This is a genomic window from Vibrio sp. 2-Bac 85 (assembly GCF_037546705.1).
In the GTDB taxonomy this organism is placed as follows: domain Bacteria; phylum Pseudomonadota; class Gammaproteobacteria; order Enterobacterales; family Psychromonadaceae; genus Psychromonas.
Genome location: NZ_JALAAB010000004.1, coordinates 1 through 15,742, shown reverse-complemented (window position 1 = coordinate 15,742; position 15,742 = coordinate 1). Strand labels below are relative to the sequence as shown.

Here is a 15,742-nt window from a genome sequence, read left to right as displayed (position 1 = left end):
ACTATTCAATATACTCACGGCCAGTTTCAAACTCGCCGTGAGTTATCGTTTATTTTTTATAAAAATATTTGAAGTAAAAAATGGTTCATCCAATCCTATAAGATCTTAACCGCCGCTATTCAACAAAAAATATCACCCAAGCAAGCGTATCTCTGCTTATAATATGGCTGTGATCACAGAAGCGCTAAATATGACTACTTCATCCGTTAATACACAACCGTGGAAGTTTATTGTTATTGAAAGTGATTAAGCAAAGCAACGACTACATGAAACATTTGCGAACAAATAATAGTAATAAATGAGGAATCTTTCGAAATCACTTTCTTCTAGGTAAATAGCCTGTCTTTCATTACCAGCTGATGATGAATAATAAAGATGATATGATAATACGCACCTGAAAATTCTAACCTCAACTGACGACTCATCCCCTAGCCCTATAATTAATAGTGAATACTACAAATCTAGCTTAAATAATCCATACTTAGATTCAGATGAACAATGAAAATCTTGGCGGCATTTTTTGGGAACTTCTCCCCCTCGTATAACAGAGAGGGAGAATATTAGGTGAGTTTAATAATGGGGTTAATTATGCACTTGTACTCCCATATGATTTAAATAACCATCTTCATTTAATTGTTCTCTCACTTCTTTTACTTTTGATGCGGTGACGTCAGAACTGATTTTATTACCCCATGTTGTATTCGCAAAATTAACTAAATTAGCAACATCCTGATCTGAGATACTATCTGTAAAAGAGGTCATTGCTACAGACCCTTTTACTAAACTTTCTTGCTGTTTTGGAAGACCTCGAAGGACCACTGCAATAGCATTAAAAGCAGAATTGTCATTGAAGATGGAGTTCTTATTCAATGCGACTACTGCATTGGGTTTTCCTAAACCATCGGCTCCATGACAGCCAGAGCAATACGCGGCATAAGTTTTATAGCCTTTGTCTGACTTTTGTTGAGCAGATAAATAAACCCTAGATGATGTGAGTAAAGCATCTACCTCCTCTGGTTCCATATCCAATAGATATACAGACATTGCTAAACGTTGTGCTGGCGTTAAATGGCTTAAACTTTCTTGAATAACCAACTTCATACCTGCAAACGTTGTACCTTGGTCAGAGTTACCTGTTGCAAAAAAATCGGTTAAAGAGCTTAATGTCCAACCATTTTTCTTTAGCGCTTCTGGGGTGATAGCAACTGCATTCCAACCTTCAATGATTTGGCCTTGTAATGCTTGATCTGTTTTCATAGCGAATAATAAATTTCTTGGGGTATGACACTCACCACAATGACCTGAAGCCTCAACTAAATATTTTCCTTCATTCCATTGTTCACTCTTGCTTGTATCCGCTTTAAAATCAGTGTCATCAAAAAACATTTGATTCCAAGTGCCTAATGTAAAACGAATATTTGCAGGAAACATAATATCATTGTTTATATTTTCAGCTGGAATACCGGTGATAGTTTTCATATAAGCCCACAGTGCATCCATGTCTTCATCACTTAATTTACGATAAGATGTGTAAGGCATCGCAGGGTACAAGTTACCGCTGTTTTTAGAATAACCATATTTTACGGCATGATAAAAATCTTCACGGGTATAATTTCCGATACCATATTGTTCATCCTGCGTTATATTGGTCGAATACAGTGGGCCAAAAGGTGTCTCGAATTCTAATCCCCCAGTATAATCTGCACCGCCTTCTGTGGTGTGACAAGCTAGACAGTCACCTTCATAAGCAACTGCTTTACCCCGTGTTATTTTCTGTTCTAATATCAATGCAGATTTTTTTTCTGCAGCAACTTCAACATGTTGTCCACTCCCGTAATAGACAAACAGAAGTAAAGCGGCGAGTATGACAATAAAACTGACACTGATAATTTTTTTCATAATCGCCTACTTAATGAGTTCAGGTTGCGAAAGAATTAATGTTTCCATTGCCTCATAATATTTCACATAACCGGTGCACCGGCAGACATGTTCCCCTAATGATGCTTCAATAGACTCTCGTAGCTGTTCTTTTGCAATTGGCGTTTTCTTTAATTCTTCGTAATAACCAACGGCTTCATTAACAAACCCTGAAGTGCACCAACCACACTGAAAAGAAAAGTTTTCAATGAAGGCTTGCTGTACTGGATGCAGTGCTAGTTCTTGTGTTTTAACATCAATCCGAGCATGCCCTTCCACTGTCGTTAATTCCATGCCGTTGAAGGCTGCAGCACCAGTAATACAAGTCCTATGAGTGTTATGCCCTGTCATCGTTTTTTCTAAAATTACACAGGCATGACAAATACCAGCTCCACAACCAAATTTAGTGCCGGTTAAATTTAAATATTCATGTAAAAAGGCAATCATCATCGTACCTTCTGGTACTTTTGTTGGACCTACTTTTTTGCCATTTAAGGTAAATTCTACTTCGTTATAATTCATCCGTTTAATCTCTTTTTAATTTGTTCTGCGGTAATTGGCGTTTGATCGAATCGTTGTCCTGTTGCATGAAATATAGCATCTTGAACTGCTGAGACAACAGGCATCATGACGACTTCTGCAATGCCTTTAGGGCGCGCTGTTTTATCTGATGTAGGTAGAATTTCAGAGGTCATTGTCCAAACGTTTACATCTCTTGCCATCGGCACGTGATAACGATTAAGGTTCCATGTACCGTTACCAGCACCTTCTTCAAATGAAGGTAAGTATTCGTGTAACACATGCCCTAATCCCATGACTAGCCCTCCTTGAATTTGACCGTCAACGATAGGTTTAGAAATAACCGGTCCTGCGTCAAGTACACTGTGAGTACTCAATATTTCAACCTTGCCAGTATGTTTACTGATTGCTAATTCGATGAGGCAATCACAAGGTGCGTAATAAGTCACCATGGCATTGTTATATCTGGTACTTGGGTATTTAACCCAATTTCGTTTAATTAAATGATATCCGAGATCATCCATGGATTGTTTTTTAGAAGTTGTTGCGCCATTGCCGTAACGAACGGCTACTGCGTCTAATGAGTGAATCCGTTTATCACCTTCAATCTCGAATTCAGCTTCAGTCCAAGACCAGCGATTAACGGTATGAGCAACAGAGCCTGTTACTAAGCCTTTCTCATGTGCCTTTTTAGCTAATACTCTCAGTGATAATGGTTTATTATCTTCAAATGTTAATTTGCCATCACGCCATTTAGCATTGCTTAAATCAGATTTGGTATCTAGTTTCCATAGTAAACGCGCAGCAGGCAAAATACCGTACAAATAAACTATATTACATGCACCTTTTGTTGCTTCTGTCTGGAAGGTCGCTGAGTCTGAAGCACTACTTGCCATATGCTTAACTGGTGTCCATAGAGGATCTTTAGACATTTTATCTTGTTTTTCTTGGCTGATAATATATGGGTTATCTGTTTCATACAGTTGTAATGCTTTCCATGTTTCGGTAACGGCTATCTTCACTTCCCCAGCTGCTTGGCCAAAAAAATCATGTGTCAATAAGCCTTGGCTTGTCTGAGCTCCAGAACCCATTTCCATGTATTCTATTTCAAGAATTATTTCGCCGTCAGCTGTAATATTAACGGCCGAATTTGGTCCAACATTACCAGTGCCATAGTTTTTTGATAATAGTGAATAACCTACGCCAAATAATTTATCAGGGTTGATTGCTTCAAAGCTTTTTTTGTTAGTAAATCTTTGTTGCCAAACAGGGTGTTTTTCCGCTTTATCTAATATTTCTAAGTATCGGAGTTCACCATCTATTTGGGCACCTTGCGTATTAAGATCATTAGTTTTTAATAGATTTTTTCGGCGAATTTCAAATGGGTCCACATCTAGTTCAGCTGCTGCTTGAGTGATCATCAAGTCAATCACAGGCATACATTGAACGGATCCATAACCCCGCATTGAACCAGAGGCTACATTACGAGATTGGAAAGCGGTCGCTTGTAAATCACTTTTAGGAATATTAAATATACCTTGCATGGCTGACATACCAGCAGAGGCAACACTTGCTGAAAAGTTTTCTCGGCCACCACCATCAACTTCTGATTTAGATGTTAACGATTCAATCTTCAATGTTTTTTTATTGATAGCTAATTGGTTATGGATCTTAAATGGATGACGTTTTAAGCCTGATTGAAATTGCTGGTATCGGTCATTTGCAATACGGATAGGGTTGCCATCTGAAAATAAACTCGCAGTTAACGCATAGAAAGGAAATACTGAATGATCTTTTGCGCCAAACCCTCCACCTACAAATCCAGAATAAAGCACTAAGTTTTTAGTTTCTTTACCTTGCTTAGAGGCTTTAACCATATGCACGGCCATTTCAGTAAAATCAGTTGGGTCTTGACAGGTAACCGCTCCATGAAGCGTTTTTTCTTTATCATCGTACCAAATATTAGCCGCTTCAGGTTCTAGCATCATTGGGTCAATAATTTGTGTTTGGTAATGTCTATCAACTACATGCAAATCTGGATTCGCCATATCTTCGGCTATTTTATCAGCATAAAACATACCTCTTTCACTTAAACTTCCATTCACATTTTTGGTTGTAGGCCATTTAGGTTGTCTTAATTGATAAGCAGGAAAAAATAGCCCATCTTTAAAAGGCGAGTAGATATCGACACCTTCAGTTTTATCCCCTGCAACTCTAATAACTCGCCACGATGCATAAGGATTACGTTTATAAAGTGGAGTTTTATCACCGTACTCAACTAGATTAGGGTTAAAGTCTAAACGTGATTTCGCAGCGTTAAAATCATCAAATTGGTCAAATAATAAAATAGCGACAGGGTGACCGATGAAATGAGGTGTTTTACCTTTTGGTAGTAACATATCTTCACCATGAAACTCAGGTAAATAGATATCATTTTCTATTAAATCTTCTGACAATATGATTTTTGTTGGCGGCTTTTCTAAGAAACTTAAATTGATATCTTTGAATATATGATCTGCTTGCGTCGCACAAACGATGTAACCATGCCATTGGTTATCAGGCCAGTTTGTAAAGTCTTTAGCTCTAAAATCACGAGCAAAAACTTTTTGCCCCGTTACTTTTTGAATCGCATCTACGCGATGCTTAGCTTGATTGCCTTCCGCCCATGGTTGATTAGGTTTGTATAAATAGTTTTGTTCTCTACCAGAAGCGGCTCTAGTAAGTGATGCAAATGAAACGCTCACGCCAGCAATAACCATTGTTTTTAGGAAGTCTCGGCGACTTTGTGTAAATTTTTTCATTATAATTACCTACATTTATAAGTATAAAGCTTCATTCGCATGCTATGAATATCCAGACCACAGACTCAAGTTATGTTGAGTTTTTACTATGTGTAATCACCCGACATAAAATAATCTGCTTCATATTAGTACTTTTAGGAGAGCCTTAAATTGAACTTAATGATATATATTGTGATGAGCTAGCACTTATTTTAAACCCTATGGATAACAATTTAAATAAAACGATTAGATATTACTGATTGTTTTATATTAAAAATATCCACGTAGTGCTTTGTTAATGCTGAATATTACAGTCTAAACCATTTTAATTGAAATATATAATTAATCTACTTTTTAATGATAAGGCTGTGGTTTTCTTCTCTTTTAAGCTGGCTTCATTGATGATCTTTAAGGAGTGATTTTAAAGGTATTTTTAAGGTGTTTTTAAGCTTCATATCTTTCCTTTTAAATTATGTTATGTTTTACCCGCAGGTATAATCTACTTGCTAACGAATAATGTACTTTAAAATAAGCACTGATTTATTTCATTTTATTCCACCAGAGTTATGGCTCTTATCATCGCAACAGAGCATTTTAACAGCGCATCCACTGCTAACCCGTATAGAGAAGCTTGTTTTCCGGCCATACAATGCCAACTACTCCACTGCCATTCATCAATTCAAAATGAAAGACAGGCCCCCACTTTCCATTGTTAAATTTCCATATTTCAAAGCAAATACTAGCTAGATATTATTAACATCAATATCACAACTCTTGTTTGTTTAATCACCACACATTTTAGTTTTCGGTTATAGTCTTTTGATTAGCCGACTATTTTAAATAGTTGTTAAAGCACTTATTTTACAACGTAAATTACATTATTTAGCATTAAAAAATAACGGCTATTCGGTAAATTTTTAGTCTGATCAGCATTACGGCTATCAGGTTTCTTTGATAAGGGAAGTCATATGAAAATTTCAAAAGTGGTTCTAGGTGTTTCATTAGCACTCGGTCTTTCAGTGGCAGCGCAAGCTGCAGAAGTAGAAGTATTGCATTGGTGGACTTCTGGCGGTGAAGCAAAATCTATTGCAGAGCTGAAAACAATGTTAGAAGCGAAAGGCCATGTATGGAAAGACTTTGCTGTTGCTGGCGGTGGCGGTGAAAGTGCCATGACAGTGTTAAAATCTCGTGTCGTTTCTGGTAATCCTCCTGTAGCTGCCCAAATCAAAGGCCCAAGTATTCAAGAGTGGGGTGAAGAAGGCGTATTGGCTGACCTTGATGACCTAGCTAAAACAGAAGATTGGGACAATCTGTTACCTACCGTTGTTTCGAACACAATGAAATATAAAGGTGAATATGTAGCCGTTCCAGTCAATGTCCACCGTGTAAACTGGATGTGGACAAACCCTGAAGTATTTGAAAAAGCGGGTGCGACTGTACCAACAACGTGGGATGAGTTCTTTGTTGCGGCAGACAAAATTAAAGCAGCGGGCATGACAGCTGTTGCCCATGGCGGACAGCCTTGGCAAGACGCAACAACGTTTGAAACAGTTGTATTAGGTACCGCTGGTGCAGAATTTTATAACAAAGCATTCATTGACTTAGATCCTAAATCATTGAATAGCCCTACCATGATTAAGGCGTTAAAAGTTTTTCATAAAATCAAAGACTACACCGATGCGGGCTCACCAGGACGTGACTGGAATCTAGCGACAGCCATGGTGATTAATGGCGAAGCGGGTATGCAATTCATGGGTGATTGGGCAAAAGGTGAATTCACTGCTGCGGGTAAAATGCCGGGTAAAGACTATCTATGTGTAGCTGCACCAGGTACAACCAACGATTACACCTTTAATATCGACAGTTTTGTTATGTTTGAAGTGGATGACAAAGAACTACAAAAAGGCCAAAACGATTTAGCGAGTACTATACTAAGTCCTGCTTTTCAGGAGATATTCAACTTGAATAAAGGCTCAATTCCTGCTCGTTTAAACCTACCTATGGATAAGTTTGATGACTGTGCAAAAATATCAGCAAAAGACTTTGTCAGAACGGCTAAAGCAAACACCTTATTACCTAGTATGGCGCACGGTATGTCTACGTTCTCTTCTACTCAAGGTGCAATCTTCGACACCATTACTGAGTTTTACAACTCAGATTCAATAACGGCAGAAGCCGCAGCTGCAAAACTAGTAAAAGCAGTCGCAGCCGCTCAATAAAGTTTAACCCTTTAATTCATCCGGATATCAGCTATTTCTAGTTGGTATCCGGCTTTCATTTTAGCTATCTCATTTAGCTATTTAAGAGGATCGATCTTCTTATGAATAAATCCAGCGCTCCCCGTCAATCGCTAGGGGAATTATTACCAAAATTAGTCGTAGCGCCAACTTTTGTTGTGGCAGTGATTTTTATCTATGGCTTTATGTTGATGAATGCTTGGTTATCCTTTAGCTCATCCCGTATGTTGCCAAAATATAATTGGGCAGGATTTCTTCAGTATGAAAAGCTGTTTGCCAATGATCGTTGGTGGGTAGCCGCTGAAAACCTATTTATATTCGGTGTTTTATTCATTGTAATTTGCTTAGTACTTGGATTGTTTATGGCGATTTTTCTGGATCAGAAAATTCGTGCGGAAGGCGCTATTCGAACCATCTATTTATACCCGATGGCACTGTCTTTTATTGTTACCGGTACGGCCTGGAAGTGGATATTAAATCCTGAACTGGGGATCCAACGATTAGTGCGCGAAATGGGATTTGAATCATTCACTTTTGATTGGTTAGTCAACACGGATATGGCCATTTATACCGTGGTTATCGCTGGTGTCTGGCAATCATCAGGTTTCGTTATGGCACTATGCCTTGCTGGTTTACGAGGTGTTGATGACAATATAATTAAAGCAGCTAAGGTTGATGGTGCTTCAATGCCACTTATCTATCGAAAAATAATTATTCCAGGGTTACGCCCAGTATTTTTCAGTGCATTTATAATACTTACCCATATTGCAATTAAGAGCTTCGACCTCATTATTGCCTTAACAGGAGGAGGCCCCGGATTCGCGACCGATGTGCCTGCTACCTTTATGTACACCTTTTCCTTTACTCGTGGACAAATCGGATTGGGTTCAGCAGCTTCTATGATGATGTTAATGGCGGTTATTACCATTATCGTCCCGTATCTGTATTCGGAGCTAAGGGAGAAAAATAATGAACATTAAAAGAGTTTTGATTTATAGCATTCTAGGCTTTGCCGCCCTTATATATTTATTGCCTCTCGTAGTTATGGTGATCACTTCGCTTAAAGACTTGGACGAAATCCGTTCAGGCACCCTATTATCAATGCCACAGGCTTTGAACTTAGATTCGTGGGATAAAGCATGGGGCTCTGCCTGTACAGGAGTAACTTGTGAGGGCTTGAAAGGCTACTTCTGGAACTCAGTATTGATCGCAGTCCCTGCCGTCATAATCTCTACGGTAATAGGTGCATTAAATGGATATGTACTGACCAAATGGAAGTTTCGTGGTAGTACTCTATTTTTTGGCATGTTACTGATTGGTACGATGATCCCATTTCAGGTTGTCCTATTGCCAATGGCGCGCATGCTAGGTTTTCTTGGGCTTGCAGGAACCACCTCTGGCTTGATCATGGTACACATCATTTATGGTCTGGCATTTACTACATTATTTTTCCGTAATTATTACATCAGTATTCCTTCAGAATTAGTCAATGCCGCACGTATTGATGGTGCTGGATTTTGGATGATTTTCCACCGTATTATTCTACCTCTTTCAATACCGATCATTGTTGTATCCGTTATTTGGCAGTTTACACAAATATGGAATGACTTCTTATTTGGCGTAGTTTATTCATCAGGAGATTCACAACCCATTACAGTTGCACTGAATAATCTGGTCAATACGAGTACGGGTGTTAAAGAATATAACGTAGATATGGCAGCTGCCATTATTGCAGCACTACCTACCTTGTTCGTCTATATCGTTGCCGGCAAGTATTTCGTTAAAGGACTCACAGCAGGCGCTGTTAAAGGTTAAGGGACATTATATGCACGCTTTAAAAATACAGAATATTGAAAAAATCTATGGAAAAGTCAAAGTACTCAAGGGCATTGATTTAGAGATACAACCGGGTCAGTTTTTGATTTTAGTGGGTCCATCTGGCTGTGGTAAATCTACCCTGCTTAATATGATTGCCGGTTTAGAGCCTGTTAGTAATGGCAATATTTTTATTGGAGATAGAGACGTCACGCACTTAGATCCAAAAGACCGTGATATTGCGATGGTATTTCAATCTTATGCGCTCTATCCAAATATGACCGTTCGTCAGAATATTGAATTTGGTTTAACCATTCGTAAGACGGAAAAATCAGAACAAAAAAAGATTGTAGAAAAAGTGTCAAAGTTATTACAAATAGAATCATTACTGGACAGAAAACCTAAGCAACTTTCTGGTGGCCAACGGCAACGTGTTGCAATGGGCAGAGCCTTAGCCCGCGATCCTTCGATTTTCTTATTTGACGAACCTCTATCAAATCTTGATGCTAAATTACGTGTTGAGATGCGAGGTGAAATTAAAGAATTACATCAGCGAGAAGGAACCACCATTGTTTATGTTACTCATGATCAAATTGAAGCCATGACATTGGGTGATGTTATCGCAGTGATGAAAGATGGTGAAATACAGCAATTTGGACCACCACAAGAAATTTATGACAATCCGCGTAATCAATTTATTGCCAGCTTCATGGGAAGCCCTTCAATGAATTTCATCCCTTGTCAGGCTGAAAAAGTGGATGGTGATATGCCGACTATGCAAATAACTCTTGAAAGCGGCAATGAGAAAGTGAAGGTGCCAATTAAACAGAGTATTAAAGGATTAGAAGCATACGCTGGCAAATCTGTTATTTTGGGTATTCGACCAGAGCAAATTACTCAGCAAGGTGAAGAAAAACCCGATAGCGCCATGTTGAATTGTGATGTCGAACTTATAGAACCAACAGGCCCAGATACCCTAGTGACAGTGAGAATAAATGGTGTAAAAACGGTTTGTCGTATCCACCCAACTGCAGAAAGCAAAGTCGATAAATTAATGCCATTATTGTTAGATATGTCAAAGGTAGTGTTTTTTGACCCCGATACACAGGAACGTATTTATTGATGGTTAATTTGAATGTAGATTGTTAATGCTTAAGTTATTAGCCTAAACCTATTAATAGTTAACCACAGATTAAACACAATAATCTGTGGAGCTATTTTAGCTTTCGCTAATAGCTTATAAAGAAAGAAAAAGATCAATAAATTAATGCATATTTCGTCGTAATTCGTTTTTACTGGCAATCCAACTTTACCGGTATGCGCTGCAAATGCGGCTAATTCATCTAACGAGCCTACCGCCCTTGGTAGTCTTTTCCATAACTACCAAAGTTTATGGCTGTCCACTAGTTATAGTACTCTCACTGATTTAGAAAACATTTCATTAGAAACGATTAGAAGTAGTCTCAAAGATAATGAGCTTAAACCCTGGAAACGCAAAATGTGGTGGCACCAGAAGCAAAAAAAATAATTTGATATCATCTAAAGAAGCCTTCGGTTTAATCCCTAATGTTGAAGATGTAATGGCGCAGGCGCCCACTTTGTTAACTTCTTATATGGTAGGTTGGCATCAGTTTAATCAGAACAGTTTGTCATTAAAATAAAAACAGGTAGTTTACCAAGCAGCTAATTTTGAGAATAATTGTGAATATTGCATGCCATGGCACACTCTACTTTCAGTGCAATCAGGTATGTCAGATGACGATGTAGAAGCTTTAATAAATGGCAGTCCGTTAAGTGATGTAAAGTTAGAAGCTTTACGCCTTTTTACAAGAGATCTTTTAAGAACCAGAGGGAGCATTGAACCTTATGCTTTAAATGCTTTCTTTGACGCTGGTTATGGTGAGCAACAAGCATTAGAGGTTGTGCTCGGGCTTGCGGTTAAAACGATGAGTAATTATACCAACGCTATTGCTCAAACACCTTTAGATAGTGTGGCTAAGCATAAGCAATGGAAAAAGCCTTCATTGAGAGGTTAAATCAATTATGTGTAAACCTCTGTCTAGTGGGTTTACATATTTAAAGCTTTCAGTAACGACAAAGCTTCCTTTATAAATAGGTTAGCTTTTTAATTATCCGTAGTGCAGTAAAAAGTGATTTGTTTTTCCTTTTTAAACTAACCTTATGCTCGAAATATTTACCACTTCAAAGTGCTTAAGCTTGTCTTCGTTTTATCAATTTGCAGTTTAGGGCATATTGTTAAAGTGGCCCCTACAACCAATAAATCATGTATCACTAACAAAATGTTATTGTTTCAGCTTGTTAAAAATACCCTATAAAATCTCTATATGAAACGTTACAAGTTAGCGTGTTAGCCCCTGTTTACTTAATTTATTGTAGGAAAAATTATGTCTATTAAAGTTATTTTAGAGTTAAAAGCCAAACCAGAAAAACTGCAAGAGTTAAAAGATGTTTTAGCAGTTTTTATACCAGAAACAAAAGCATTTGATGGATGTTCTGATATTAAACTGGTTCAAAATCAAGATGACCCTTTACACCTAACAACCATAGAAAATTGGGATTCTCGAGTATATAACGAGAAATATCTAGCGTGGAGAACCGAAACTGGAGGGCTTGAAACTCTCAGCCATTTAGTATCAGAGCCTCCAAAGCTCACTTACTTCGACGAGCTTAAAGCATAGTAATAACTACCGAAATTTAGAGTGCGATGCATTGCACGAGATGCTAGAGCAATTAATCGCATGTTATTTTTACCAGGTGTTTCTCAAATTTTGATATTAAATATAATTTTAAAGCTTTTATACCAACAGATAAAACTCAGCAGCTACTTTATAAGTAAGCTACTGCCATGTTAATAGGAATAATTAAAAATGAATGAAGATTTAACCATAGAGCAGTTTATGGTGGGGCTAATTAAACGTAACCCTAACGAGAGCGAATTCCACCAAGCGGTTAAAGAGGTTGCAGAGTCTGTGATCCCTTTTATAAATAAAAACCCTAAATATATAAAAGCACGTATTTTAGAGCGTATGACCGAACCAGATAAAGTTATCTCGTTTCGTGTTGCTTGGGAAGATGATCAGGGGGATATTCAAATCAATAAAGGGTATAGGGTACAATTTAATAACTCTATTGGGCCCTATAAGGGCGGCTTAAGGTTTGACCATTCTGTAAACCTAAGTGTATTAAAGTTTTTAGGCTTTGAACAAACATTTAAAAACAGTTTGACTACATTACCAATTGGTGCGGGTAAAGGAGGGGCAGACTTTAACCCTAAAGGAAAATCTGACAGGGAAATTATGCGATTTTGTCAGTCTTTTATGACGCAACTTTATCACCATATAGGTCCAAATACTGATGTTCCCGCAGGAGATATAGGTGTTGGTGCCAAAGAAATTAGTTATTTATTTGGCCAATATAAGCGACTTACTCATCAATTTGAAAGTGTATTAACAGGAAAAGCTTTAGAGTTTGGTGGAAGCCTTATCCGTACAGAAGCAACGGGTTATGGTAATGCTTATTTTATGGAAGAAATGCTTAAACACGCCGGTCACTCAATAAAAGGCAAGTCTGCGTTAGTATCTGGTTCAGGAAACGTCGCATTGCACTGTGCTGAAAAAATCATTCAACTTGGGGGCAAAGTGCTAACAGTTTCAGACTCTAGTGGCACACTTTATGTGCCTGATGGAATTGATCAAGAAAAACTTATGCTACTAAAAGATCTGAAAATAAACCGTAAGCAACGTCTCTCTGATGCAACAGAATTGTTTGAAAGTAAATACTTGGAAGGTCAAAAACCTTGGAGTATAAAATCTGATTTGGCTTTTCCTTGTGCAACCCAAAATGAATTAACGGGTACTGATGCTAAACTATTATTCAATAATGGCTGCATTGCGGTATCAGAAGGCGCTAATATGCCATGCACTCCCGAGGCTATTGAATTGTTTAAAGATAATAATATCTTATATGCTCCAGGAAAAGCGTCAAATGCAGGTGGTGTAGCCGTTTCTGCTCTAGAAATGTCACAAAACAGTATTCGTATGTCTTGGACTGAACAGGATTTGGAAGAGAAACTCCATGGCATTATGAAAAACATTCATAACCAGTGTGTGCGCCACGGCGATGATAAAAGTAGAGTGGATTATATCAAAGGTGCCAATATAGCTGGGTTTATAAAAGTAGCTGACGCTATGCTAGCGTATGGTGTAGTTTAGCGACGATATGCTCAGATCAAAAAGAGTATGATGATGTATAGTTTTACTTGGTGACTAAGCTCTACATGTTTACGCATCATTACGGGGTATTGTTACTAAAAAGGCCGCAGTATTATTTATTGCGGCCTTTTTGTTTATTACATGGTTTTCCAGAATGCAGTGTTACTAATTTTAAAGGCTCAATTGATGATTGGTTTAAGAAATTTGGCTTAGAACGTAATGTTGTTGTTTCAGCACCCTGTTTTTCTATTGTGCCAATGTATCTTGAAACTACCGACTCAATTGCATTTTTACCTTCAAGAGCAATTAAAGGTTTGAATTTAATTGAAATTCCACTAGAGCAATCGCCAGACTCATTTGATGTTATTGCCGCGTGGCACCCACGCTACAATGAAGATGCCCTGCAAAAATGGGTAGTTTCACTACTTGAAATTGAGTCGTGAGTAATGGGAGCTACTAGCATCAATTAAAGACTAAATATTTTTGATAAAGCTTATCTAATACCAATTCCATTAAGTATGTGATCTAAATTTTACGCCGAAAAAATAATTCAGTTCTAGGCGTAAATTGATGTAAATGGTTGTTCCCTTTGCGAAATTTACAACAAAGAAATAGGTTGTTTTAGCAAGTAAAATAGATCAGCTATTTATTGGGATTGGTATGATTATTGACCAAAATCTTCCCAACACACATACAAGCATCAGGCTAAGTTTTATGATCTACTTAGCCTGATTCAGGTTTAGATTGATATTCAAAATTACCTATACCATATCGCTTTAGGATTTATGCTTGATTGATATTGGTTATGGCCTCTGCTGCAATACTATAAGATCGCAAACGATCTTCATGTTTATATATAGGACTATTAATAATAAGTTCATTAGGTTGATAAGTTTTTATTAATTGAGAGAGTTCATCTGTGACTTTCTCTAAACCACCTGTTGCACCACATCGCAACGAATGATTAACACGAGCAAATGTCGCGCTATCTAGCACCGTTTTAATATCTTTAACAGGACGCGGTAATAAGCTAGGTCTACCTGAGGTTACATTAGCAAAACCTTGTAGATGAGAGGTTCTAATAAACTCAGCCTCTTCATTTGAATCCGCAGCAAAGACATTAACCGAAAACATAAGGTACGGCTGCGCTAATTGCTTTGAGGGTTTAAAGTTTTCACGATAAACTTGTGCTGCTTGTGCCAAGGCATCAGGTGAAAAGTGAGAAGCAAAAGCAAACGGTAACCCCAAATGTGCAGCTAATTGTGCTCCGTAAAGGCTAGATCCAAGGATCCACAGTGGTACTTTTGTTCCTTCTCCAGGTACTGCTCGTATTGCTTTAATTGATGATGTTTTATCTTTAAAATAGCCTTGTAATTCCAAAATATCTTCAGGAAATTGCTCATTGTTGCTCAAGGTGCGACGTAACGCTCTTGCTGTATTACCATCAGTTCCAGGAGCGCGACCTAAACCTAAATCAATTCTGTTCGGGTATAAAGTTTCCAATGTACCAAAATGCTCAGCCACAACTAACGGTGAATGGTTAGGCAACATGATACCACCAGCTCCTACACGGATACTGTTAGTTCCTCCGGCAATATGGCCAATCACCACTGAGGTAGCTGCACTAGCCACACCTGGCATATTATGATGTTCAGCAACCCAGTAGCGCTTATAACCTATTTGCTCAGCATGTTGAGCTAAAGTAAGTGAGTTTTTTAATGAAATAGTGGCAGTTGACCCTTCAACAATGGGCGAAAGGTCTAAAATAGAATAGTTTGTCATCAGAATGTCCTTATGCTTAGCATAATTAATTTATATTTATCGAGGGTGAAATCTTTACTTAATGTTCGAGTAATTACTGGATAATGACTAAAGTAATTTACAAAATTAAAAAGAATCAGTAATGGCTAAGACACAATCAACACCTTACTCATTACTGTTTAAGGTTAAATTATTTTAATCCCAATTATTGGTAGAATCATAGTCATTGCATCTTGCGCCAAAGAAGCACTGCTACTCAATAATAGAATTGCCAATGCTGCGATTTGTCGTATTGTTTTCATGTGTATCTTCATTAATTGAACTGGATTTTATTTGATGATGAAATTCTAAACCACTATATAACTAACAATGCTAGACAGCCAAAACTTTTACAATTAAAAAATGAGTTAATGATGCACAAAGTTGAGTGAAATATGGTCAAAAAACTGTAGATTCTCGTCAACAGATGAAAGTTGAAGAT

12 protein-coding genes and 2 pseudogenes are annotated in these 15,742 nt (G+C 37.8%); 10 read left to right on the top strand and 4 right to left on the bottom strand.

The window, feature by feature from the left end; all coding sequences use genetic code 11:
- Nucleotides 1–80: 80 nt before the first annotated feature.
- Nucleotides 81–247 (top strand): annotated as a pseudogene (locus tag MT390_RS05860) (nitroreductase family protein); the annotation flags it as partial.
- Between the two features lie 335 nt (nt 248–582).
- On the opposite strand, the gene MT390_RS05855 reads toward MT390_RS05860, so the two are convergent.
- From MT390_RS05855 to MT390_RS05845, 3 genes are read right to left on the bottom strand one after another with little or no spacing between them, the layout of a single operon-like run.
- Complete coding sequence (locus tag MT390_RS05855) at nt 583–1,899, bottom strand: c-type cytochrome (RefSeq protein WP_499440101.1); 1,317 nt, start codon at nt 1,897–1,899, stop codon at nt 583–585.
- A 6-nt stretch (nt 1,900–1,905) separates the two neighbouring features.
- On the bottom strand, nt 1,906–2,439 hold the full coding sequence (locus MT390_RS05850) for a (2Fe-2S)-binding protein (RefSeq protein ID WP_499440099.1): 534 nt from the start codon (nt 2,437–2,439) through the stop codon (nt 1,906–1,908).
- Nucleotides 2,436–5,237, bottom strand: a complete 2,802-nt coding sequence (locus tag MT390_RS05845; protein ID WP_499440098.1) for a xanthine dehydrogenase family protein molybdopterin-binding subunit — start codon at nt 5,235–5,237, stop codon at nt 2,436–2,438. The genes MT390_RS05850 and MT390_RS05845 overlap by 4 nt, the downstream gene beginning before the upstream one ends.
- A 947-nt stretch (nt 5,238–6,184) precedes the next feature.
- Here MT390_RS05845 and MT390_RS05840 point away from each other — a divergent pair.
- From MT390_RS05840 to MT390_RS05800, 9 genes and pseudogenes are all read left to right on the top strand, one after another.
- Nucleotides 6,185–7,435 (top strand): ABC transporter substrate-binding protein, encoded by a 1,251-nt coding sequence (locus tag MT390_RS05840; protein WP_166369039.1) that lies wholly within the window; start codon nt 6,185–6,187, stop codon nt 7,433–7,435.
- A gap of 101 nt (nt 7,436–7,536) precedes the next feature.
- Nucleotides 7,537–8,433: a carbohydrate ABC transporter permease gene (locus tag MT390_RS05835; RefSeq protein WP_499440096.1), complete on the top strand. Its 897-nt coding sequence runs from the start codon at nt 7,537–7,539 to the stop codon at nt 8,431–8,433.
- On the top strand, nt 8,423–9,268 hold the full coding sequence (locus tag MT390_RS05830) for a carbohydrate ABC transporter permease (protein ID WP_499440094.1): 846 nt from the start codon (nt 8,423–8,425) through the stop codon (nt 9,266–9,268). Before MT390_RS05835 ends, MT390_RS05830 begins: the two co-directional genes overlap by 11 nt.
- 10 nt (nt 9,269–9,278) lie before the next feature.
- Entirely contained in the window at nt 9,279–10,391 is a 1,113-nt protein-coding gene (locus MT390_RS05825; RefSeq protein ID WP_499440092.1) for an ABC transporter ATP-binding protein, read from the top strand.
- A gap of 349 nt (nt 10,392–10,740) precedes the next feature.
- Entirely contained in the window at nt 10,741–10,929 is a 189-nt protein-coding gene (locus tag MT390_RS05820) for a hypothetical protein (RefSeq protein WP_499440091.1), read from the top strand.
- Between the two features lie 51 nt (nt 10,930–10,980).
- Nucleotides 10,981–11,304: a carboxymuconolactone decarboxylase family protein gene (locus MT390_RS05815; protein ID WP_499440090.1), complete on the top strand. Its 324-nt coding sequence runs from the start codon at nt 10,981–10,983 to the stop codon at nt 11,302–11,304.
- A gap of 369 nt (nt 11,305–11,673) precedes the next feature.
- Nucleotides 11,674–11,967, top strand: coding sequence for a putative quinol monooxygenase (locus tag MT390_RS05810; RefSeq protein ID WP_499440088.1), 294 nt, complete (start codon nt 11,674–11,676; stop codon nt 11,965–11,967).
- Nucleotides 11,968–12,156: 189 nt separating this feature from the next.
- Entirely contained in the window at nt 12,157–13,500 is a 1,344-nt protein-coding gene (gene gdhA, locus MT390_RS05805) for an NADP-specific glutamate dehydrogenase (RefSeq protein ID WP_499440086.1), read from the top strand.
- 167 nt (nt 13,501–13,667) lie between these two features.
- Nucleotides 13,668–13,943 (top strand): annotated as a pseudogene (locus MT390_RS05800) (type 2 periplasmic-binding domain-containing protein); the annotation flags it as partial.
- Between the two features lie 340 nt (nt 13,944–14,283).
- Here MT390_RS05800 and MT390_RS05795 read toward each other — a convergent pair.
- Entirely contained in the window at nt 14,284–15,282 is a 999-nt protein-coding gene (locus MT390_RS05795) for an LLM class flavin-dependent oxidoreductase (protein WP_499440084.1), read from the bottom strand.
- Nucleotides 15,283–15,742 lie beyond the last annotated feature (460 nt).